Consider the following 22,378-nt stretch of genomic DNA (forward strand, 5'->3'; position numbering starts at 1 on the left):
TGGTCTAGACGCAAACCCATGTCAATACGGCGTCTCCCCGAGCATCTGGTCAATCGCATCGCCGCCGGTGAAGTGGTGGAAAGACCCGCCAGCGCGTTGAAGGAGTTAGTCGAAAACGCCATCGACGCAGGGGCGGGGCGCGTCGCGATTCTCCTCGTTGAGGGCGGCACGTCGCGGATCGAAGTCGCCGACGACGGCTGCGGCATGACCCCCGCCGACATGGCCTTGGCACTCGAACGCCACGCGACCTCCAAGCTGCCCGACGAGTTCATCGAATCGGTCGTGACGCTCGGTTTTCGCGGCGAGGCGTTGCCCTCGATCGCGAGCGTCGCAAGGCTGACGATCGAAAGCCGGATCCGCGGCGCCGAAGGCTGGGCGCGCACCGTCGACAATGGCAAGGTCGAGCGCGAAGGCCCCGCCGCGCTCCCGCCCGGCACGCGCGTCGTGGTCGAGGATCTGTTCGCGCGCGTCCCCGCGCGCCGCAAGTTCCTCCGCTCCCCCCGCGCGGAATACGCCGCCTGCCTCGACGTCGTCCGCCGGCTCGCGATGGCTAGGCCCGATATCGGCTTCACGCTGGAGCATGACGGCCGCCGCGCGTTGTCCGCAATGCAGGTCGAGGACCGGCCGGGCAGGGTGGCGACACTCACCGACCGCGCACTCGCCGACAATTCGGTCGCAATCGACCTGGAGCGGGAAGGCCTGGTTCTCGGTGGCGTCGCGAGCCTGCCAACCTACAACCGCGGCATCGCCGACCACCAGTATCTCTTCGTCAACGGCCGTCCGGTAAAGGATCGCCTGCTGATGGGCGCGATCCGCGGCGCCTATGCCGAGATGCTCCCGCGCGACCGCCACGCCGTCGTCGCGCTGTTCCTCGACATCCCCACCGACCAGGTCGACGTCAACGTCCACCCCGCCAAGACCGAAGTCCGCTTTCGCGACCCCGCGATGGTAAGAGGCCTCATAGTCTCGGGCCTCCGCCGCGCCCTCGACGCCGCCGGCCACAGAAGCCAACGCGCCAGCGAGTCCGCCCTCTCGATGTGGCAACCGGAAAACATCTCCTCTCCCCACGGGGGAGAGGAAGGGGCCCGTCCACAAAGCGGATGGGAAGGTGAGGGCACGCCCCAAAGGCTACCGTTGGAAATTCGCAGCTACGGAGCGGTCAACGATTCCCGCCCAACCTTCTTCGCGTCACCACCCCAAGCGCGCGCAGAACCCGCCTGGACACCCCCGCCCCAAACCGCAGCCTTCCCCATGGGCGTAGCAAGAGGCCAGATCGCCAAGACCTACATAGTAGCCGAAGCCGAAGACGGTCTCGTCCTGGTCGACCAGCACGCCGCCCACGAACGTCTTGTCCTCGAACGCATGCGAGCAGCCCTGGTCGGCGGCACCATCGCGAGCCAAGCCCTCCTGATTCCCGAAGTCGTAGAACTCGACGAATCCGCCTGCGACCGCCTCGAATCCCGCGCCGAAGAACTCTCCGAATTCGGCCTCGACCTCGAACGCTTCGGCCCCCACGCCATGCTGGTCCGCGCCACCCCCGCGCTCTTGGGCCAAAGCGACCCCAAAGGCCTGGTAACCGACCTAGCCGACGAACTCGCCGCCTTCGACGAAGCGCTCTCCCTAAAGGAACGCCTCGACGCAGTAGCCGGCACGATGGCCTGCCACGGCTCCGTCCGCGCCGGCCGCATCCTGTCGGTCCCAGAAATGAACGCGCTCCTCCGCGAAATGGAAGTCACCCCGCACTCCGGCCAATGCAACCACGGCCGCCCCACCTGGGTGAAACTCGCACACGGTGACATTGAGAAGCTGTTCGGGCGGAAGTGAGGACCTTTCGAAGAGCCGTAAGATTATTAATCATCCCTAGAGCCAAAGCATATCGAGGGGCGTTGCGTGCCCGTCGGCGATTCAGTACGTTACCTTTAATTTCGTAAACGTCTGGCATGGAGAGTGCGATGCGGAACGCGGGGCTTATTTTGATCGGTCTGCTAGTCACCGGTGCGGCGGATGCACAATCACAGGTAGATACTGGTCGAATATCGCAAATCGACATGGGGCGCATCTACGAAGGTAGAAACTCCGAATTCATTAGAACGTCGGTTGAGCCGACCACGTGTCTCATTCGAAAATCCACGAAGAAGCGTGAGTGTCGAACACGCGATCAGTGGAAACGTCTGGCGCAGCGGATGCCGGTCAGCAAAACTTCAAATCGCTAGTATTCACGACTGTTTTCGCCGGTTGCGCAGAACCGCTTCTGGTGCGCGCATAGGCTGGTGCCTTGAGCCTGTTCAGGGCATGAGCTTCCTATGGACGCGCTCTCTCTATTCGGCCTAGCCGCGGTATCCTTCACCCTGCTATGCTACGCCAAGGAAGCCGGTTCGCACTGGTGGACGCTGGGCTTCGCATTCGGGTGCGTCCTAGGCTCGATCTACGGCTTCCTCCAAGGCGCTTGGCCGTTCGGGGTGGTCGAGCTGATCTGGACAATCGTGTCGTTCTCCCGCTGGCTCAAGATGCGCCGCGCCGCGGAACCGCTCGCTTGACACTGCGTTCGCCCGCGCCTAGTTGAACTCTCCCCGACACGACGGTTCCGGCGGCGCTTGTTTGCGTTCGTCGCTATCGTGCGTTTCGGTTCATCGCTAAGAGATGGGGTCTGTGCAGCCATGCCGGACCTCGTGGAGCAGGAGAACCAAGTTCATGGCACGTATCGCGGGTGTTAATATCCCGACCAACAAGCGCGTGGTGATCGCGCTGACCTATATTCACGGCATTGGTTCGACGAAGGCCAAGGAAATCGTCGCGAAGCTCGGCATCGCCGACACCGCACGCGTTCAGGACCTGACCGACCAGGAAGTCCTGCACATCCGCGAGACGATCGACGCCGATCACACCGTCGAGGGCGATCTGCGCCGCCAGACTTCAATGAACATCAAGCGCCTGATGGATCTCGCCTGCTATCGCGGCCTGCGTCATCGCAAGGGCCTCCCGGTCCGCGGCCAGCGCACGCATACCAATGCGCGCACCCGCAAGGGCAAGGCCAAGCCGATCGCCGGCAAGAAGAAGTAATCCACTTTTTCAATGGATTACTCCGCCGGCGCTGGTCCCAACGGGCCGCCCGGCGTCACGCAGATACAGGTCAGGAAATACACCATGGCACGCGAACCTCAGCGCATTAAGCGGCGCGAGCGCAAGAACATCACCTCTGGCGTCGCTCACGTGAATGCCAGCTTCAACAACACCATGATCACGATCACCGATGCCCAGGGCAATGCGATCTCGTGGTCGTCGGCCGGCGCAATGGGCTTCAAGGGCTCGCGCAAGTCGACCCCGTACGCGGCCCAGGTCGCAGCGGAAGACGCCGGCAAGAAGGCCGCCGAGCACGGCGTCCGCACGATCGAAGTCGAGGTCAAGGGCCCCGGCTCGGGTCGCGAATCGGCCCTGCGCGCGCTTCAGGCCGTCGGTTTCCAGATCACGTCGATCCGCGACGTGACCTCGATCCCGCACAACGGCGTGCGCCCTTCGAAGCGTCGTCGCGTCTGATTTCTCCGACGTTGTCCGCGCGCGGTCGTCCCTGATCAGGTCGAACGTGCGTCGCGGATGCATTTTAATGGCCGGCGGAAGTCCTTTCCGTCGGCCCCCAAATTAGGGGAAGCATGTGTCTGTCAACGCAAAGAACTGGCAGGAACTCAAGAAGCCCAGCGGCCTGGAGAAAAAGGCCGGTGGCGACACCAAGCGCAAGGCGACCTTCATCGCCGAGCCGCTCGAGCGTGGCTTCGGCCTGACGCTCGGCAACGCGCTGCGTCGCGTGTTGCTGTCGTCGCTGCAGGGCGCGGCCGTCACCTCGATCAAGATCGAGAACGTGCTGCATGAGTTCTCGTCTCTGGCCGGCGTCCGCGAGGACGTGACCGACATCGTCCTCAACGTGAAGCAGATTGCGATCCGCATGCAGGGCGAGGGGCCCAAGCGCCTCCAGCTCTCGGCAACGGGTCCGGGTGAAGTCAAGGCCGGCGACATCGCCGTTTCGGGCGACATCGAGATCATGAACAAGGATCTCGTGATCTGCCACCTCGATGAGGGTGCGACGCTCAACATGGAGCTGACCGCCGACATCGGTAAGGGTTACGTGCCCGCGACCGCAAACCGTCCGGCCGATGCGCCGATCGGTCTGATCCCGGTCGATGCGCTGTACTCGCCGGTACGTCAGGTTTCGTACAAGGTCGACCCGACCCGCGTCGGTCAGGACCTGGATTACGACAAACTGACGCTGACGATCGAAACCGATGGCACGATCACCCCGGAAGACGCAGTCGGCTATGCCGGTCGCATCCTCCAGGACCAGCTCGCGCTGTTCGTCCACTTCGACGATTCGTCGGTGACGCGTTCGTCGGCCCCGATCGGCCAGGCAGCACCTGCTGCCGGTGGTGCGGAGCCCGCAGGCGACACCCAGCAGATCAACCGCTACCTTCTCAAGAAGGTCGACGAGTTGGAGCTGTCGGTGCGTTCGGCGAACTGCCTCAAGAACGACAACATCATCTACATCGGTGATCTGGTCGGCAAGACCGAAGCCGAGATGCTGCGTACGCCTAACTTCGGCCGCAAGTCCTTGAACGAAATCAAGGAAGTGCTGTCGTCGATGGGTCTTCGCCTAGGCATGGAAATCCCCGGCTGGCCACCTGAGAACATCGAAGAGATGGCCAAGAAGCTCGAGCAAGAGATAATGGGATAAGTGGTTCGGGGCCGAGTAATATCGGCCCCGACCTCTTGTTCACCCGCGAAGGCGGGTGCCCAGACTGGATCCCCGCCTTCGCGGGGAGACAATTGAGGGAAAGGCTGAGGGAGCGTCGTTGGCGTAACCTTAGTGTGACCTTTGGACTACGGCGATTGGCAGTGGCCGCAACACTGCCTGCTCCCGGGTACCTCATACGGCCCCTGAACGAACGAAAAGGTATTAAACATGCGCCATCGCGTAGGCGGCCGTAAGCTTCAGCGGACCTCGGCCCACCGTCTTGCTCTGTTCCGCAACATGAGCGCCGCGCTCATCAAGCATGAGCAGATCACCACCACCGTCGCCAAGGCGAAGGAACTGCGTCCGTACGTCGAGAAGCTGATCACGCTCGCGAAGAAGGGTGGCCTGTCCAACCGTCGTCTCGCGTACGGCAAGCTGCTCGACGATGCGCAGCTGATCAAGTTGTTCGACACGCTCGCGACCCGGTATGCGGATCGCAACGGCGGTTACACCCGCGTCATCAAGGCCGGTATCCGCATGTCGGACGCCTCGCCGATGGCCGTCATCGAGTTCGTCGACCGCGACGTCTCGGCGAAGGGCCAGGATTCGGGTCCGGTGATGTCGGACGAGGATTACAACGAAGCGGCATAATCCCCGCCTCCTAGTATTCGAATTGCAGGCCGCGTTTCCCATCCGGGAGGCGCGGCCTCTTTCGTTACGGGTCCCATCCGGCTATGCGCCCGACATGGAGCACCCAGACAGCATTCTCATCGTCGATTTCGGCAGCCAGGTAACCCAGCTGATCGCCCGCCGCGTGCGCGAGGCTGGCGTCTATAGCGAGATCGCCCCCTTCCAGTCCGCCGAGGCCGCATTCGACCGGATGCAGCCCAAGGGCATCATCCTCTCCGGCGGCCCCGCCTCGGTCACCACCGAGAACTCGCCGCGCGTGCCGCAGCGCTTTTTCGAGGCGGGCATCCCGATCCTTGGCATCTGCTACGGCCAGCAGGTCATGTCCGCACAGCTCGGCGGCAACGTGATCGTCTCGGGCGATGGCGGCGAGTTTGGCAGCGCGTTCATCGAGGTCAAGTCCAACTGCGCGCTGTTCGACGGCCTCTGGGCGGAGGGCGAGCGCCATCAGGTCTGGATGAGCCACGGCGACAAGGTCGACGCGATCCCGCCGGGCTTTACCCCCGTCGCCACCTCGACCGGCGCGCCCTACGCGATCGTCGCCGACGAGGCGCGGCGCTTCTACGGCGTGCAATTCCACCCGGAGGTCGTCCACACGCCCGATGGCGGCAAGCTGATCGCCAACTTCGCGCGCCACGTCTGCGGGCTGAGCGGCGACTGGACGATGGCCGAGTTCCGCGAGACCAAGATCGCGGAGATTCGCGCGCAGGTCGGCAAGGGCCGCGTCATCTGCGGCCTGTCCGGTGGCGTCGACTCGGCGGTCGCAGCCGTGCTGATCCACGAGGCGATCGGCGAGCAGCTCACCTGCGTCTATGTCGATCACGGCCTGATGCGTGCGGGCGAGAGCGAGCAGGTCGTCAGCCTATTCCGCGGCGCCTACAACATCCCGCTGATCCACGTGAACGTCGAGGAGTTGTTCCTCAGCGGCCTCGCCGGGATCACTGACCCCGAACTGAAGCGCAAGTTCATCGGCAAGACCTTCATCGATGTGTTCGACATCGAGGCCAAGAAGCTCGGCGGCGCGGAGTTCCTCGCGCAGGGCACGCTGTACCCAGACGTGATCGAGAGCGTCAGCTTCACCGGTGGCCCCTCGGTGACGATCAAGAGCCACCACAATGTCGGCGGCCTTCCCGAGCGCATGAACATGAAGCTCGTCGAGCCGTTGCGCGAGCTGTTCAAGGACGAGGTCCGCGTGCTCGGGCGCGAACTCGGGTTGCCCGAAATCTTCGTCGGCCGTCACCCGTTCCCCGGACCCGGCCTCGCGATCCGCATCCCCGGCGAAGTGACCAAGGAACGCTGCGACATCCTGCGCAAGGCGGATGCGATCTACCTCGAGGAGATCCGCGCGGCGGGGCTCTACGACACGATCTGGCAGGCGTTTGCGGTGCTGCTTCCGGTCCGCAGCGTCGGTGTGATGGGCGATGGCCGCACCTACGATAACGTGCTGGCCCTGCGGGCGGTTACCTCGACCGACGGCATGACCGCGCAGGCGTTCCAGTTCCCCGGCGACTTCCTGCCGCGCGTCGCGACCCGCATCATCAACGAGGTCAAGGGCATCAACCGGGTGACCTACGACTACACCTCGAAGCCGCCCGGCACGATCGAGTGGGAATAAGCTAGACACGCACCACGCGATCCTCCCCCGCAAGTGGGAGGTGTCTGGCTCTTGCCAGACGGAGGGGGAGGACACGATGCAGACGTTACCGCTTACCGCCCCCTCCGTCAGGCTACGCCTGCCACCTCCCCCTGGCGGGGGAGGATCGTTCGGCTCCCACGTGAGATTTTTGGTCGGCACACTGGCAACTACCGCCAGCGCACCGCTGCTCCTCGGCGCCGCGGACCCTCCAGCCTGGACACGGCCGCAGGCGCCGTTCCCGATCGCCGGCCCGATCACCTATGTCGGCAGTGAAGGCATCGCTGCCTACCTCATCAAGACCAGCGCCGGCGCGATCCTGATCGACGGCACGCTCGCTGAGAATGCGGGCATGATCGAACGCAACATCGCCGCGGCCGGAGTCCGGCCCCGCGACGTAAAGCTCATCCTCGTCACGCACGCCCACTTCGATCACGCCGCAGGTGTCGCCGCGCTCAAGCGCGCAACCGGCGCTCGCGTAGTCGCCGGCGCTCGCGACGTCCGCGCGCTCGAAACCGGCACACCGCCCGGCGAGACCAGCTACGGCGTCATCCGCTTCCCGCCCGTCCAAGTCGACCGCGGCGTACGCGACGGCGACAAGGTCACGCTCGGCAACGTGACGCTGACCGCACGCGCCACGCCCGGCCACACGCCCGGCTGCACGACCTGGACGATGCGCATCCCCGCCAAGCCGCGCCCGCTAGACGTCGTCTTCCCGAGCAGCGTCAGCGTCGCCGGCAACCGCCTAATCGGCAACCGTGCCTATCCCGGCATCGTCGCCGACTACCGCCGCAGCATCGCGATGCTCGGCACGTTGCACGCCGATATCGTCCTGCCGTCGCACCCCGAACTCGCCGACGTGATCGCCAAGGGCAAACGCCGCCAAGCCGGCGACACGACCGCGTTCGTCGACCCCACGCTGCTCCCGAAGATCGTTGCGAAGGCCAAGATCGCGTTCGACGCCGATCTCGCCAAGCAGGCACGCTAGACGGCATGCTGGTCCTTTGCGGCATCGCGGTGATCGTCGCGGGCTTCCTGCTCCGGTTCAATCCGCTGCTCGTCGTAGCGGTCTCCGCACTCGTTACCGGCCTCGCCGCCGGGATAGCACCCCTCGTGATCCTCGCCGCGTTCGGGAAGGCATTTAACGAGAACCGCTACGTCACCGTGATCTACATCGTGCTCCCGGTGATCGGGATGCTCGAACGCCACGGTCTCCAGGAACGCGCGAGACTAGCCATCGGCAAGCTCAAGGGGGCGACCGTGGGGCGTTTCCTTACCGGCTATCTCCTGTTCCGCCAGCTCACCGCAGCGCTCGGCCTTACCTCGATCGCCGGCCCGGCGCAAAGCGTCCGCCCGCTGGTCGCGCCGATGGCCGAAGCCGCCGCCGAAGCGCAGGGTATCGCGCCCGGCGGTGACCGCATCCCGGCGATGGCGGCCGCGACAGACAATATCGGGCTCTTCTTCGGCGAGGACATCTTCATAGCGATCGGCTCGATCCTGCTGATGAAGGGCGTGCTCGAAGGCTACGGCATCGTTATCCAGCCGCTCCACCTCTCGATGTGGGCGATCCCGACCGCGATCGCTGCGTTCCTCATCCACGGCTTCCGCCTCTGGCTGCTCGATCGCAGACGGGCGCGCGTGCGATGATCGGCACCGGCTTCATCTACGGCATCGCCGGCCTGATGTTCGCGGCATTCGCGATCCTGAGCGCGACCGATCGCGCCAACCCGAAGCGCTTCGGCAATGCGGCCTTCTACGCGGTGCTGGCGATCAGCTTCCTGCTGGGTGGAAAGCTCGGTGATGTCGGCAACGGCGTGCTTGTCCTGGCGCTCGTCGCGATCGCCGGCTCGGGCGCGATGGGGAGGGGCGGGCGTGCTACGACTACACTCGACGAGCGCCGTGCCGAAGCCGCACGGCTCGGCAACCGGATATTCCTCCCCGCCCTGATCATTCCGGCCGCAGCACTCGGCGGCACGGTCCTGTTCCGCGCCGTCCCCAGCCTAGTCGACCCCAAGCAAGCAACACTCGTCGCGCTGACCTGCGGCGTCCTGATCGCGCTGGTCGCCATGCACCTGTGGTTCCGCCCCCGCATCGCCACGCCGCTTGCGGAGGGTGTCAGGTTGATGGACGCGATCGGCTGGGCCGCCGTGCTCCCCCAGATGCTGGCGAGCCTCGGCGCGGTGTTCGCGCTCGCCGGCGTCGGCGACGTAGTCGGCGGTCTGGCCGGTCACGCGATCCCGGAGGGGAGCCTCATCGGTGCAGTGCTCGCCTACACGCTGGGCATGGCGCTGTTCACGATGATCATGGGCAACGCGTTCGCGGCGTTCCCGGTGATGGCCGCAGCGATCGGCATCCCGCTGCTTGTCCGCCACTATGGCGGCGACCCGGCGGTGGTCGCGGCGATCGGCATGCTTAGCGGGTTCTGCGGCACGCTGATGACGCCGATGGCGGCGAACTTCAATCTCGTCCCCGCCGCGTTGCTCGATCTCAAGGACAAGAACGCGGTCATCCACGCGCAGATACCGACCGCACTCCCGCTGCTCGCGGTCAATATCGGGCTGCTTTACTGGCTGGGCTTCCGCTGACCTGACGTCCGGATCTTCGTCCCGAGCATGACCAGCTTGCCATCGATGCCGAACCAGTGCGGCGTCCCCGCCGGGATCAGGAACACGTCGCCGACCGCAAGCTTCCGCGTCGTGCCACCCTCGATCCGATCACCTTCGACCAGCCCCGGAAAGCGCAGCTTCGGCGCGATCAGCGTACCGCCCGAGACGAGCGTCCCCGATCCCGCCATCACGGTCGCGTATTCGGCCTCGTCCGGATGCACCGCAGGCTTGCCCGGCGCCTTCCAATATTCGAGCGCCGCGCTCGTCCCGTTCGCCTGTACCAGCGGCGCCATGGCGAACCCCTGGCCTGGTTTCATCGTCTTCTCCAACGCAACGATCCGCGCGCGAACGTCGGCAGATGCAGCGAAGCTCGTCGGATCGCTGGCGGTCTGCGCGGGCAACGCAGAGGCTGCGGCGAGCGCCACCGCAGCGGCAAGCAACGGCCGCATCACAGCTTCACCGTCCGGCCTTCGCGGACGGACCGATAGATCGCCTCGACGATCCGCATGTCGCGCAGGCCTTCTTCGCCCGAGACGATCGGTTCGCGCCCATCGAAAATGCATTCGGCCAGATGATCGAGTTGTCCCGCGAACTGGGTCTTGCCGGGGCCGGGCGGGGGGCTGGTGATCGCGGTCTCGCGACCATCGCGGCCGGTCCACATCTTGTTGCCGTCATAGCGCGTCGCCGGTTCCAGCTCGATGCGCCCCTTGTCGCCCATCAGCAGGATATGGTTTTGATTGGCGCTGTACATCGACTGGCACCCCGCGATCGCGCCCGACGGGAACTCGAGCGTCCATTCGATCATGTCCTCGACCTCGCGAAAACGCGGATCGCGACGGTCAGTGGATTCGCGCGCGGTAACCGCGATCGGCTCCTCGCCGGTCATGTAGCGCGCGGCCTGCAGGCTGTAGATGCCCATGTCCATCAACGAACCGCCGCCCGACAATGCGCGCTTGAGCCGCCATTTGTTCGGGTCGCCCTGGACGAAGCCATGCTCCGAACGGACGTAGCGGATCTTGCCCGCCGCACCGGACTTGGCGAGTCGCATCGCCTCCAGGTTGAACGGTTCGAAATGGCAGCGATAGCCGATCATCAGCTTTTTGCCCGCGGTCTTGCACGCGCGGATCATCTGCTCGCATTCGGCGACCGATACAGCCATCGGCTTCTCGCACATCACGTGCTTGCCGGCCTTCGCTGCGCGAATGGTGTATTCGGCATGCATCGAATTGGGCAGGCAGACATAGACGATGTCGACGTCGGGATTGTCGCGGATGCGGTCGAAATCGGCATAGGTATAGATCGACCGCTCGGGCACGCCGTACTTCGTCGCGGTCGCGAGCGCCTTGGTCCGATCGCCGCTGACCAGCGCTGTGACGCGCGAATGCTCGCAATTGACGAATTGCGGCATGATCGTCTGCAACCCGTAATAGCCGAGCCCGACGATCGCATAGCCGAGCTTCCGGTCGGGGGCCGCACGCGCCACGCCGCTCGATGTGGCGGCCAGCGTTGCCGCGGCGACCAGGAGATCACGCCTGCCGAATTCCATCAGGGTTCCTTTCGAGAAACTGGGGGTATCTTCGCCGATCCATGCGGAATGAGCCAGCCTCCATCGGCGAGCCAGTCCGCCAATCGATCGGGCCAATGCTGGATCGAGATGCGCTCCGACCGCGTGCCGAGATTGAACGCGTGATCGGTGTCCGCGTAAAGGTGCAACTCCGCCGAAACGCCCGCCGAGCGAAGCTGCGAATACAGCGCCATCGCCGATGTCGCGCAGCACTGGTCGAGCGACCCCGCGACAAGGAATGCCGGCGGCGCGTTTGCGACGGCCTTGGCCGGCGTGCCAAGTGGTCCCGGATAGACGAGCACCTGGAAGTCCGGCCGCGCACTCACGCGGTCGATCGCATCCATCGGCGTCTGGGCCGGCGCGGGGTTGTCGGCGACGAGCGACACGAGTTCGCCGCCAGCCGAAAAGCCCATCACGCCGATCCGGGCAGGATCGATCGCGTAGTCGCTCGCATGCGCGCGGACCCATCGGACAGCGCGCCGCAGATCGGCTGCCGCGTCGCGCTCGATATCGTACGATGAGCCGGGATCGCGCGCGAGGCGGTATTTCAGGACGAACGTCGTGACGCCGTAGCGGTTGAGCGCCTTGGCGGGCACTTCGCCCTCGTTGATCCACACCAGCATGCGGTGACCGCCACCCGGCGCCACAATCACCGCGGCGCCGTTGGCATGGCTCGGGGCGGGGCGGTAAATCGTCAGCGTGGGGTTGTGGACGTTGCTGACATAGCTGTCCCTGACCGTCTCGGCTTCGGTCCGGCGCGCTTCCGATCCGGGCGCGCCGTTCGGCCAGAGCGCCACGACGGGCGCCTGCTGCGCAGCGGCGGGCGCTGCAACCAGCATGAGGGCGAAAGCAACGCGTAGCGACATCAACGACCCTCGACCGCACTCCTGCGCGAGTACTGCCATCGAGTGTCGGCCTTGTCGGCCGGCTTGGCTATTACGACCTTCGTCGTGCGTCTTCGGCCGTCTCGACTCAGCCGGGCATCTCGCGTCCGATCCACGCGAGCGCTTCGGCGCAAAGCCGATCGGGCGCGTCCTCCGCATCGAGCGTGACGGCGCGCTCGTCGGGACCGAGTGCTTCCAACGTATCGAGCTGGCTCGCGAGCAGGCTGGCGGGCATGTAATGGTCCGCACGGTGAACCAGCCGTCGGGCGAGTTCGCCGCTGTCCTTCGTATCGAGAAACACGAACAGCAGCGGCATGCCGACGGCGTGCGCCAGTCGATCGCGATAGGCTCGCTTCAACGCCGAACACGCTGCGACCGCAGTACCGTCCGTCCGGGCCGCATCGTGCAACCCGGCTGCGATCCTATCGAGCCAGGGCCAGCGGTCCTGGTCGTCGAGCGGCCGGCCCGACCGCATCTTCGCGACGCTGCCGGCACTGTGGAAGGCATCCCCTTCTAGGAAATCGCAGCGCAGACGGCGCGCAAGTTCGGCACCCAGTGTCGACTTGCCGCTGCCGCTGACGCCCATCACGATGATGGCATAGGGTAGCGCGTCGGCCGGATTGGGGATCGTTTCGGAGGGAGGAGGCACTGGCTCTCCATAAGCTGCGCGCGGTCGGTTCGTCACCGTCTATCGTCCGTGGACGCGGGATCGGCTACTACGACCTTGGTCGTGATCGCCTATGGTCGCATGGGCCACTACCTGCGGTGCACACTGGCGGACATCGTCCGGCGCGTCCCACAACAATCTCGGGTGAGCCTGTGAAACTGACACTAGCGATCGCGCTTCTGGGGACGACCGTTCCAGCGTTTGCAGCCCCCCGTTCGGCCTCTCCGTCTCAATCGGTATTTCTCACCGCACCGGCGGATCCACGCGCGGTGACGGTTCGCGGCCGCGGTGACGGCCGATCCGACGATACCGCCGCGATCCAGGCCGCGATCGACAGCGCGGCGAGCGCGAAAGGCGGCGAGGGCATCGTCTTCCTGCCCGCCGGCCGCTATCGTATCTCGCGGACGATCTTCGTTTGGCCCGGCGTGCGCGTGTTCGGCACGGGCAAGACGCGCCCCGTCATCACGCTCGGCGCGGCAACCCCGGGGTTCCAGACCGGCGTGGCGAACATGCTGTTCTTCACCGGCTCGCGTGCCGACAGTCGCGCCGCACCGCCAAAGGTGCCGGTGCCGCCGCCGACCAGCGTACCGTTCGATGCCACCATCACCGACGCCAATTCGGGGACGTTCTACTCCGCGCTCAGCAACGTCGATTTCGAAATCGGCGACGGCAATCCCGCGGCAACCGCGGTGCGTTTCCATTTGGCGCAGCACGCGTATCTGAGCCATATCGACTTCCACATCGGCTCCGGGCTGGCCGGTATCTATCAGGTCGGCAATGTCGGGCAGGACCTGCGCTTCTTCGGTGGGCGCTACGGCATCCTCAGCGAGAAGACCTCGCCCGCATGGCAGTACACGCTGCTGGATTCGTCGTTCGAGGGACAGCGCGATGCCGCGATCCGCGAGCATGAGGCGGGGCTGACGCTCGTCAACACCAGCATCCGCAACGTTCCCGTCGGGATCGAGATCGACCGCGGCTATGGCGACTGGCTATGGGGCCGCGACGTGCGGTTCGAGAACGTCTCGGACGCCGCCGTCGTCATCAGCAACGAGGACAATGTCTACACGCAGATCGGCTTCCAGGACGCCACTGCCAGCGCCGTGCCGATCTTCGCGCGGTTCCGTGACAGCGGTAAGACCGTGGCCGGGCAGGGCGCAAAATACCGGGTCAAGGCGTTCACCTACGGCCTGACGCTGCCGGGTCTCGGCGCGACCGGCAAGTACGAGACGCGAGTCGATGCCGTGCCGATCCCGGCAATGCCGAAGCGGATACCGCCCGCGATCCGCGCGCTGCCGCCCGTCGCGCAGTGGTTCGACGTGCGGAGCGCGGGCGCGAAGGGCGACGATGCGACCGACGATACAGCGGCGATCCAGCACGCAATCGATACGCACCGCGTGGTCTATTTCCCGACCGGCTTCTACCGCGTCTCCGATACGCTGAAGCTGCGGTCCGACACGGTGCTGATCGGCCTGCATCCGGACATGACGCAGATCGTCCTGGCGGACGACACGCTGGCGTTCCGCGGCATCGGTGCTGCCAAGGGGTTGATCGAAAGCGCGAAGGGTGGCGCGGCGATCGTCTCCGGCATCGGCTTGACCACCGGCGGCATCAACCCGCGCGCGACCGCGTTGCTGTGGAAGGCGGGCCCGGACTCGCTGGTCGACGACGTCCGCTTTCACGGCGGTCATGGTACCAGCCGCGCCGATGGCAGTCGGATCGATCCGTACAACGCCGACCATACCGGCGACGCCGATCCGCGCAAGCGCTGGGACGGGCAATATGCGAGCCTCTCGGTCACCGATGGCGGCGGCGGCACGTTCAACAATTTGTGGACCCCCAACACCTTTGCCGCCGCCGGCCTCCACGTCTCGAACACGAGCACGCCGGGCCGTGTGTACGAGATGTCCGCCGAGCATCACGCGCACGCCGAAATCGTCCTGGACGGCGTCAAGAACTGGGAGTTCCTCGCCCCGCAAACCGAGGAAGAGGCGGGCGAGAGCCGCAACGCGCTGTCGCTCGAGGTTCGCAATTCGAGCAACATCCTGTTCGCGAACTATCACGCCTACCGCGTAACGCGGTCGCTCCAGCCGGCGCCATCGGCGGTGCGGATCTACAATTCCGACGATATCCGCTTCCGCAACGTGCATGTGAACGGCGAGAGCGGACTGGCGTTCTGCGATGCGGAGGGCTGCGGTACCGACCTGCGCGCGAGCAAGTTCCCGTACGAGAACGCGATTCAGGACATGACCTCCGGGGCGGAGGTGCGCGAACGCGAGTTCGCGGTGCTGGACGTGAAACGCGGCGCCACGCTGGTCGCGACGACCACTGGCCCAACCGTTCGCAAGCTGGAAGACGGGTTTTACTCGATCGCGGGCGCGGCGGTGGATGCGAAGGGCAAGCTCTACTTCGTCGAGCATAATACACACCGCATCTATGGCTGGACGTCGAGCGAGGGGCTGTCGGTCGCCGCCGACGCGCCCGTCGATCCGGTCAATCTCGCGGTCGATCGCTCGGGTAACCTCATGGTGTTGTCGTCGGACGGCGCGGCGGGGACGGTCTACAGCATCAAGCCCGGCGATCCGGACAGCATCGCCGTGATCCCCCCGACGCCGGTCACTCCGCACCGCGATGCGAACATCGCGCTACCGGGCAATTTCTGGGTCAATGGCGAGTTCAAGGATCAGATCGATCCGACGACCTACCAGTTCACGACGCTCGGCGAGATGTTCGCGCGCGACATGGCCGTGCCCAAACCGCGCGAATATGTCTCGCCAGATGGCTCGCTGGTCCTGCCCGCGTATCGCACCGTCCAGCAGGGGCCGCCCAACCATCTCGGCTGGCGCTTCTCGGACGCACTCGACACCTACGGCTTCGTGAACGCCAAGCTCGGTGAGCGCGTGTTCGTCAGTAATGGCTCCGAAGCCAAAACCTATAGCGGACTGGTCGGCGCCGGCGGCAGCATCACCGATCTGAAGCCGTTCGCCAATCGCGGCGGTGAGAGCGTCGCGGCTGGACCGGACGGCCGAGTCTATCTCGCCAACGGCCAGGTGTTCGTCCACGACGCGGATGGACGCGAGTCCGGACGGATCGACGTGCCCGAGCGGCCGTTGCAACTGATCTTCGGCGGTGCGAACGGGCGGACGTTGTTCATCCTGACGCACCACGCGCTCTACGCGGTCGAAACCTGAGCGGCGTTCGTTGCCTCGGTGGCACCGCTGACGCATGACACCCGCCGATAGCTGCAAAGGAACGGGCATGACCGACTGGACCACGACACGACGGTCGGCCCTGACCGCGATGGCGGCTACGATCGCCTTCCCGGCGGTCGCGGCCGGCGGCGGCAAGCGGCGGGTACGGTTGATCGCCGGCACCTACGCACGCGAAGGCGGCAAGGGCGTGTATCCGATCTCGTTCGACCCCGATCGCGACACATGGCAGGTCGGCACGCCGATATCCGGGATCGACGACGCCTCGTTCGGCGTCGGCGGCGGCCCGGGCGGTGCGTATTACTTCGTCCGCGAGAAGGCCGCGGGGGAGATCGCTGCCTACGCGCCGGACTGGTCGCACCGCGGCACCGCCCCCACGACAGGCGCCGACCCGTGTTACGTCGCGATCGACCGCGCCAGCACCTGCCTCGCGGTCGCCAATTATTCGAGCGGCAGCGTGGCGTTCCACCGCCTCGACCCGCGCACCGGTGTGCCAGGCGAGCCAGTCGTGTTCCGCCACACGGGGCATGGCCCGAACACGGCCCGGCAGGAGGCACCGCATGCGCACTGGGTCGGCTTCAGCCCGGATCGCCGCTGGCTGCATTCGGTCGACCTGGGGACGGACACAATCTTCGCCTATCGCTTCGACCCGCATGCGCGCTCACTGTCCGAGCCGGTCGCGGCATGGCGTGCGCCGCCGGGCGCGGGGCCGCGCCATCTGGTCCACTATCCACGCCGTCCACTCGCCTACGTCGTATGCGAACTGTCCAATACGGTCATCATGCTCGACGCCCGCGCAGACGGCAGTTTCGCGACCCGCCACACGGTCTCGACACTGCCGAGCGGGTACGAGGGCGCCTCGCAGGCCGCGCATATCGCGATCGACCAGGCCGGGCGGCGGCTCTACGTCTCGAACCGCGGCCATGACAGCGTCGCCGTCTTCGCGCTCGACGCGTCAGGCGTGCCGAGACTGCTCCAGCATATCCCCAGCGGCGGCACGTGGCCGCGCTTCCTTCTGGTCCTCGAAGCGCAGCGCCGTGTCCTCGTCGGCAACGAGCGATCAGGCACGCTGGCGATCTTCAGGATCGAACCCGATGGCCGACTGACCACAAACGGACAGACGGTGTCTGTGCCCGGCGTGGTCTTTGTCGGCCAGGTCTAGCACGGGTCCGCTAGTTCAGGGCACCCGCCGTTCGAGCAACGGTGTCGCCGCGACATAGCGTGCCTGCTCGACGAACGGTTCCGAACGCGTCTGCACGTCGACGATCTGGCGTGGAATAACGCCCTCTCCGGATGGCGCAGGCGACCAGTTCGGTAGCCCGGCAGCGTTCGGATTACCGGTTTTGATGAACGCGGCGAAATTCCCCTGGAACACCGTCGAGATCCGGCGATCGTCCGCCGTCCACGCATAGGCCGGGTTCGTATCAAGGTTGCCTAGCGCGTATTCGATCTCCGCGCTGTGCACCGCCCCGATCGGCGGCACGTCGGGGTTGGTCAGCGGCGGCAGCGCAGCCGGGCGGGGATGCGCGAAATGATAATAATAGGTCGGCTGACGCATCCGGCGGTGCAGGTCGAACCACTGCCACGTCGACGCGCCGAGAAACGCATCGCTTGCCAACGCGGTCGCCGCGACGGGCACGTCAGCATCCGACTTCGCCGGGTACAAGGCGAGCAGGGCGTCCGGATCGGTAAAGAGTTTCGCGACGCCCGCGCGATAATTCGCCACCGTCGGCGGTTGCCCGGCAAGGATGCTCGTCCAGCTTCCCTCCTGCGAGTTCGCACCGACCAGCAACGGCACGCGCGCCGCTCGCCCCGCCGTGTAGGTATCGATCGGCGGCTCCATCAGGAACTGCCCGTCGACGATGAAGTCCGCCCGGAACCGCTGCATACCCTGTGCAGCGAGCAAAGCCTCGGCCGGCATCGCCCGAAGCGCGTCGAGCGACGGCGCACCCGCCGCCACTGTGAACCCATCGCCGTCCTTCGTCGCCACCGCGAGAGGCTTGGGGCGGAAGGTTGGCGGCAGCACGCCACCGCTCTCGCCGATCGCCCCCGCGAACTGCGTGCGGGTGAGCGGCGAGGTCATCAGCACGCTGACCGACATCGATCCCGCGCTCTCCCCGCCGATCGTGATCCGCGCCGGATCGCCCCCGAAAGCGGCGGCGTTGCGCCGGACCCAGGCCAGCGCCGCTGCCTGATCGAGCAGGCCGTAATTCCCCGCGGAATGCGTCGGCGACTCCGCTGCCAGCGCGCTGGTCGCGAGGAATCCGAACGCGCCCAGCCGGTAGTTGATCGTCACGACGACGATGCCCTTCTGCGCCATCGCCGCCCCGTCATAGCGCAGTTCCGACCCGTCACCCGCGATCGCGCCGCCACCGTGGATGTAGAACAGCACGGGCAGCCGCGCGCCCGGTTTCGCGCCCGCCGGCGTCCAGACGTTGAGCGTCAGGCAGTCCTCGCTGATACCCGGCGAGCGGAACTTCATGTCGGCGAACAGCGGCTGCTGCATGCAGCGCGCACCGAAACGGTCTGCCTTGCGTACACCAGTCCATTGCGCAACCGGCCGCGGTGGCTGCCACCGCAACGGGCCGATCGGTGCCGCCGCATAGGGGATGCCGAGAAACGCATCGACCGGCGTCGCGGCGGTCGAAACGTGCGTGCCCTCGATCGCGCCGTTCGCCACTTGCACACGTTGCGCCATCGCCGGTGCTGCCAGCAAGCCGACCGCCATTCCCCAAGTCGCCAACCGCATATCGCCCTCCGCTATCGCTTTGGGACAATGGTCGCACCCCACCTGGCGTTTGCCAAGGCGGACGGTCGCTGTTCCTTCAGATTGCCGGTAGCACGCGCCTGCTCAGGCTGCCGTAAAGCTGGCCGCGATAGCCGGCAGATCGAGCTCGACCTCGGATACCACACGGATCGTTCCGCCGAGCCGCCGATACTGCTCCGCGCGGCGATACGCGCCGCTGTTGCGCACCGAATAGCTGAACGGCGCGCGCCCGGTGATGACGAGCATAGTCGTCGTATTGCCGACCGCCGACACGATCCGCCCGCCAAGCGCGGCAATCGCGTTGGCAAGCCGCCCATCGCGAGGTTCACCGAGAAGGGCGATGCGTTCGCCGCTGAGCGGACCGGCGGAAGCGGGGCGCGGTGCAGGGCCAGGCTTGCGCGGTGGTTTCAGCCATTCGTCGAGCGCGATGCCAGTATGGTCGATCGCCTTGACGATCACCCAGCCGGCGGCGCGCGCATCGCTCAGCGCGTCGTGATGCTTGTGCGCGATCCCGAGATATTGCGCGAGGCCGCCCAGTCGGTGGTTCGCCAGATCGGGCCAAGCCCGCTGCGCAACGCGGACGCTGTCGAGCCAGACCGTCTGGATCGGGGGACGGTCATGGATGCGACACGCGGCGGCGAGTGCGCCCTTGTCGAAATAGGAATGCGCCACCGTCGTCCGCCCCGACAAATGACCGTCGACGATGCCGTGGATGTCGGCAAAGCACGGCTTGCCCGTGACGTGATCCTCCGTGATCCCGTGGATCCGGGTATTGAACACATTGAACTCGTCGCGCGGGTCGACCAGCGTCTCGTATTCGAAGATCTCGCGGCCGTCGCGAAATCCGACGATCCCGACCTGGCAGATGCTGCTGACGCGCGAGCATGCCGTCTCGACGTCGATGACGACGAAATCCGGTGTGAGCATATCGGTGACGTCGGTCTGGCTGGCGGGCGCTGGGTCGAGCATTGCACGTCCATATGTGGCGCCGGGTGCCGTAAGCAACCATTGCCGCCGGAACGTTCGCTAGCGCCTGCCTTACTTCGCCTTCTGCGCCAAGTCGGGATAGCGGTCGAGGATCGCGCTGGTCACGCCGTTGGTCCACCCGAAGCCGTCCTGCACCGGATATTCGCCGCCACCCCCCGGCGTACGCTGCTCGATATTGTATTTTTCCAGCATCTTGCCCGTTTCGGCATAGGCCGCGCCGACCGTTCCGAGCCAGCGCTTGGCGATGTCCTTCGCGAGCGCCGGTTCACCATTCCGCTCCAGCCCGGCGATCGCCACCCATTGCAACGGCGCCCAGCCATTGGGCTCGTCCCATTGCTGCCCCGTGTTCAGCGTCGTCGTCCGCAAGCCGCCCTCAGCCACCAGCGATTTGCGTACCGTCGCCGCGACCGCCTTCGCTTGCACCGGAGAGGCGAGGCCTACGAATAGCGGGTGCAGCATCGCCGCGTTGACGCTCGCGGTGGGCTGACGCGTCGACAGGTCCCAGTCAGCATAACGGGCGGTCGTCGCCTGCCAGAGATAGCGGTCGATCGCCGTCTTGCGCTTGGCCGCCAACGTCGTGAACGCATCCGCGCAGGGTGCGTCGTCGGCCACACGACAGCCGTCCGCGATGCGGCGTTCCATCGCCCACAACAGGCTGTTGAGATCGACGGGCACGATGTCGGTGGTGTGGACCGTCGCGAGCGACTGCGGATCACGCAGCCAGCGTGAACTGAAATCCCACCCGCTTTCCGCACCCGCCCGCAGGTTGCGCTGCGTGTCGGCAACGGGTCGGGGCGCCGCCTTTGCCGCGGTCGCAACGTCCTCGGCATAGGATTCGTCACGCGGCGTATCGCGGTCGTCGTAATAGCGGTTGAGCACGCTCCCGTCGGGCATCCGCACCACGCGCAGGCACGCGGGCTTGCCGTCGATGCAGCCCGTGCCCTTCATCCAGAACGCGTGCTCGACCCGCAGCGCCGCCAGTCGACGCTTCGCAACCACGGGGTCGGTGTTGGTCGAAAGGTCGAGCATCAGCGTATAATAAGGCGGCTGTGACCGGCTGAGATAATAGGTCCGCGTCCCGTTCGGGATATGCCCATACCGCTCGATCAGGCTGGTGAAATCCTCGAGCATCGACTCCACCAGCGGCTGCTGGCCATCGACCTTCAGCCCGAGCATCGTGAAATAGCTGTCCCAGTAATAGATTTCGCGGAAGCGCCCGCCGGGCACGACATAGGGAGCAGGGAGCGGCAGCGCGGAACTGCCGGCGACCGGCGCGACCGGCTGGCGCACGAGTTGCGGCCAGAGCGTCCGGACGTGCGTCCTGAGATCGCCCGAGCCGCGATCATTCTCCCCCGGCACCACGAAATTGGCGAGCACGAATGCTTTCAGCGCCGGGCCGGCAGGCTTGGTCCGCACATAGTCGGCCATGATCGCCTCCGCCGACCGCTTCGGCACCGCATCGACGAACGTCTTTCCGTCCGCGAACACATGGCCCTGCTGCACGGCCCGAAACAGCGGCCCGTAAACGTCGGCCGGAGACTGGACCGCTTTGAGTGAGGGGGCAGTCTGCGCCGGTGCCATCGCGGCGACCGAGGCCATAGCGGCAAAACGGCAAAGGGTCCTGATCACGTACGAATTCCCCGATCCGGTGGGCGACCCGAATGCAATGGAAGGATCGCCCGCACGAGGCAAGTGTCACGCGCCCCGTCCATTCCGGTTGGCGCAGGGCTTTGCACCACTCGTCGCTGGCAGCGCCCATCATCAGCAGGCTATGACGTACTGCATTCTCCAAGGCAGCCGATCCGAACCCATGAAAAATCTCCCCTCCCGTTTCCGACGTCTCGACGGTGCGCTCGCCGATCTTCCGCTCGAGGAGCCGATGCTGCTCACCGAACTCGACGGTTTCCTGACGGCCCTGGTGGTCGGGCCCGACACGATCCCGCAGGCCGAGTGGCTCCAGAGCATCTGGGGCTCGGACGACAGCGTCGACCCGCCGTTCGACGATCCCGCCGACGTCCAGTGGTTCGTCGATGCGGTGATGGCACGCTACGCCGAGATCGTTCGCGACCTGACCCGCGGCAAGCCTCAGCCGATCTTCGACACCGACGACCGCAATGGCGATGTCCTTTGGGAAGCCTGGATCGACGGTTTCGCCGAAGCGGTGGCGCTCAGGCCGGAAAGCTGGACGGCATTGGGTGACAGCACCGATCCCGATACCGCCGACGCCATGGCGCAGATCATGTCCCTGATCGCGATCGTCACCAACGAAACCGAGCTCGACAGCATCGAGGTCAACGCGCTCGACGCGCACGCTCCGGCGCAGATCGTCGCCGCCGTCCTGAAACTCCATGCCGCGCATACCCAGAACGCAGGCGCATCATCAGCGACGCCGCCCGCCGCGACGAAGGTCGGTAGAAACGATCCCTGCCCATGCGGTTCTGGAAAAAAATCCAAACGCTGCTGCGGATGAAAGTGCCGTCTGCCGGGCGTTGCGACACCATTAAAAAGCGGCAGCGGCATGCTGCGGAAAAGCTGGTGCCCCCGGCGAGATTTGAACACGCGGCCTACGGTTTAGGAAACCGTCGCTCTATCCGGCTGAGCTACGGGGGCATCGGCTGGCGCATTACGCCGGTCGGGTGGGACGATCAAGCTCTGGG

Annotated in this window: 20 protein-coding genes and 1 tRNA gene; 13 read left to right on the top strand and 8 right to left on the bottom strand. The window is 65.8% G+C overall.

Annotated features, from left to right (window positions below; genetic code table 11):
• Positions 1–18 precede the first annotated feature (18 nt).
• The 10 genes from mutL (at position 19) to ASE82_RS01265 (ending at position 9,625) form a co-directional block, all read left to right on the top strand.
• Positions 19–1,824, top strand: coding sequence for a DNA mismatch repair endonuclease MutL (mutL, locus tag ASE82_RS01220; protein WP_056057846.1), 1,806 nt, complete (start codon positions 19–21; stop codon positions 1,822–1,824).
• A gap of 479 nt (positions 1,825–2,303) precedes the next feature.
• Positions 2,304–2,537, top strand: a complete 234-nt coding sequence (locus ASE82_RS01225; RefSeq protein WP_056057848.1) for a hypothetical protein — start codon at positions 2,304–2,306, stop codon at positions 2,535–2,537.
• Between the two features lie 154 nt (positions 2,538–2,691).
• On the top strand, positions 2,692–3,060 hold the full coding sequence (gene rpsM / locus ASE82_RS01230; RefSeq protein ID WP_056015521.1) for a 30S ribosomal protein S13: 369 nt from the start codon (positions 2,692–2,694) through the stop codon (positions 3,058–3,060).
• Between the two features lie 84 nt (positions 3,061–3,144).
• Complete coding sequence (rpsK, locus tag ASE82_RS01235; protein WP_031395237.1) at positions 3,145–3,534, top strand: 30S ribosomal protein S11; 390 nt, start codon at positions 3,145–3,147, stop codon at positions 3,532–3,534.
• Between the two features lie 115 nt (positions 3,535–3,649).
• Positions 3,650–4,720 (top strand): DNA-directed RNA polymerase subunit alpha, encoded by a 1,071-nt coding sequence (locus ASE82_RS01240; protein ID WP_031395236.1) that lies wholly within the window; start codon positions 3,650–3,652, stop codon positions 4,718–4,720.
• Positions 4,721–4,948: 228 nt separating this feature from the next.
• Positions 4,949–5,371 carry a 50S ribosomal protein L17 gene (rplQ, locus tag ASE82_RS01245; protein ID WP_056057851.1) on the top strand — a complete coding sequence of 141 codons (423 nt, stop codon included), beginning with the start codon at positions 4,949–4,951 and terminating at the stop codon, positions 5,369–5,371.
• 94 nt (positions 5,372–5,465) lie between these two features.
• The gene (gene guaA / locus ASE82_RS01250; protein ID WP_056057854.1) at positions 5,466–7,022 is read left to right on the top strand and encodes a glutamine-hydrolyzing GMP synthase; all 1,557 of its coding nucleotides are present in this window, start codon (positions 5,466–5,468) and stop codon (positions 7,020–7,022) included.
• Between the two features lie 160 nt (positions 7,023–7,182).
• On the top strand, positions 7,183–8,028 hold the full coding sequence (gene bla / locus ASE82_RS01255; protein ID WP_056057858.1) for a subclass B3 metallo-beta-lactamase: 846 nt from the start codon (positions 7,183–7,185) through the stop codon (positions 8,026–8,028).
• A 5-nt stretch (positions 8,029–8,033) separates the two neighbouring features.
• The gene (locus tag ASE82_RS01260) at positions 8,034–8,687 is read left to right on the top strand and encodes a DUF969 domain-containing protein (protein ID WP_056057861.1); all 654 of its coding nucleotides are present in this window, start codon (positions 8,034–8,036) and stop codon (positions 8,685–8,687) included.
• On the top strand, positions 8,684–9,625 hold the full coding sequence (locus tag ASE82_RS01265) for a DUF979 domain-containing protein (RefSeq protein WP_056057863.1): 942 nt from the start codon (positions 8,684–8,686) through the stop codon (positions 9,623–9,625). The genes ASE82_RS01260 and ASE82_RS01265 overlap by 4 nt, the downstream gene beginning before the upstream one ends.
• Here ASE82_RS01265 and ASE82_RS01270 read toward each other — a convergent pair.
• From ASE82_RS01270 to ASE82_RS01285, 4 genes are all read right to left on the bottom strand, one after another.
• A complete protein-coding gene (locus ASE82_RS01270; protein ID WP_056057866.1) occupies positions 9,604–10,095 on the bottom strand; it encodes a cupin domain-containing protein in 492 nt (163 codons plus the stop codon). The two genes, ASE82_RS01265 and ASE82_RS01270, sit on opposite strands and share 22 nt — an antisense overlap.
• The gene (locus tag ASE82_RS01275; RefSeq protein WP_056057869.1) at positions 10,095–11,192 is read right to left on the bottom strand and encodes a Gfo/Idh/MocA family protein; all 1,098 of its coding nucleotides are present in this window, start codon (positions 11,190–11,192) and stop codon (positions 10,095–10,097) included. The genes ASE82_RS01270 and ASE82_RS01275 overlap by 1 nt, the downstream gene beginning before the upstream one ends.
• Positions 11,192–12,049 (bottom strand): alpha/beta hydrolase, encoded by an 858-nt coding sequence (locus ASE82_RS01280; RefSeq protein ID WP_235524341.1) that lies wholly within the window; start codon positions 12,047–12,049, stop codon positions 11,192–11,194. Before ASE82_RS01280 ends, ASE82_RS01275 begins: the two co-directional genes overlap by 1 nt.
• A 133-nt stretch (positions 12,050–12,182) precedes the next feature.
• Positions 12,183–12,743: a gluconokinase gene (locus tag ASE82_RS01285; RefSeq protein ID WP_056057876.1), complete on the bottom strand. Its 561-nt coding sequence runs from the start codon at positions 12,741–12,743 to the stop codon at positions 12,183–12,185.
• A 170-nt stretch (positions 12,744–12,913) separates the two neighbouring features.
• Between ASE82_RS01285 and ASE82_RS01290 the strand changes: the two genes are divergently transcribed.
• Entirely contained in the window at positions 12,914–15,949 is a 3,036-nt protein-coding gene (locus tag ASE82_RS01290) for a glycosyl hydrolase family 28-related protein (RefSeq protein ID WP_082440963.1), read from the top strand.
• 67 nt (positions 15,950–16,016) lie between these two features.
• Positions 16,017–17,129, top strand: coding sequence for a lactonase family protein (locus ASE82_RS01295; protein ID WP_056057879.1), 1,113 nt, complete (start codon positions 16,017–16,019; stop codon positions 17,127–17,129).
• 15 nt (positions 17,130–17,144) lie between these two features.
• Here the strand turns inward: ASE82_RS01295 and ASE82_RS01300 are convergent, their stop codons facing one another.
• From ASE82_RS01300 to treF, 3 genes are all read right to left on the bottom strand, one after another.
• Positions 17,145–18,716, bottom strand: a complete 1,572-nt coding sequence (locus ASE82_RS01300; RefSeq protein ID WP_082440965.1) for a carboxylesterase/lipase family protein — start codon at positions 18,714–18,716, stop codon at positions 17,145–17,147.
• A gap of 102 nt (positions 18,717–18,818) precedes the next feature.
• Positions 18,819–19,703: an exonuclease domain-containing protein gene (locus ASE82_RS01305; RefSeq protein ID WP_235524348.1), complete on the bottom strand. Its 885-nt coding sequence runs from the start codon at positions 19,701–19,703 to the stop codon at positions 18,819–18,821.
• A 69-nt stretch (positions 19,704–19,772) separates the two neighbouring features.
• The gene (treF, locus tag ASE82_RS01310) at positions 19,773–21,320 is read right to left on the bottom strand and encodes an alpha,alpha-trehalase TreF (RefSeq protein WP_056057883.1); all 1,548 of its coding nucleotides are present in this window, start codon (positions 21,318–21,320) and stop codon (positions 19,773–19,775) included.
• A 118-nt stretch (positions 21,321–21,438) separates the two neighbouring features.
• Here treF and ASE82_RS01315 point away from each other — a divergent pair, with 118 nt between their 5' ends.
• Complete coding sequence (locus ASE82_RS01315; protein ID WP_235524359.1) at positions 21,439–22,191, top strand: UPF0149 family protein; 753 nt, start codon at positions 21,439–21,441, stop codon at positions 22,189–22,191.
• Positions 22,192–22,254: 63 nt separating this feature from the next.
• On the opposite strand, the gene ASE82_RS01320 is transcribed toward ASE82_RS01315, so the two are convergent.
• Positions 22,255–22,331 (bottom strand) — tRNA-Arg (locus ASE82_RS01320).
• Positions 22,332–22,378: the final 47 nt, after the last annotated feature.

This window comes from Sphingomonas sp. Leaf230 (assembly GCF_001421745.1).
Lineage (GTDB): Bacteria > Pseudomonadota > Alphaproteobacteria > Sphingomonadales > Sphingomonadaceae > Sphingomonas.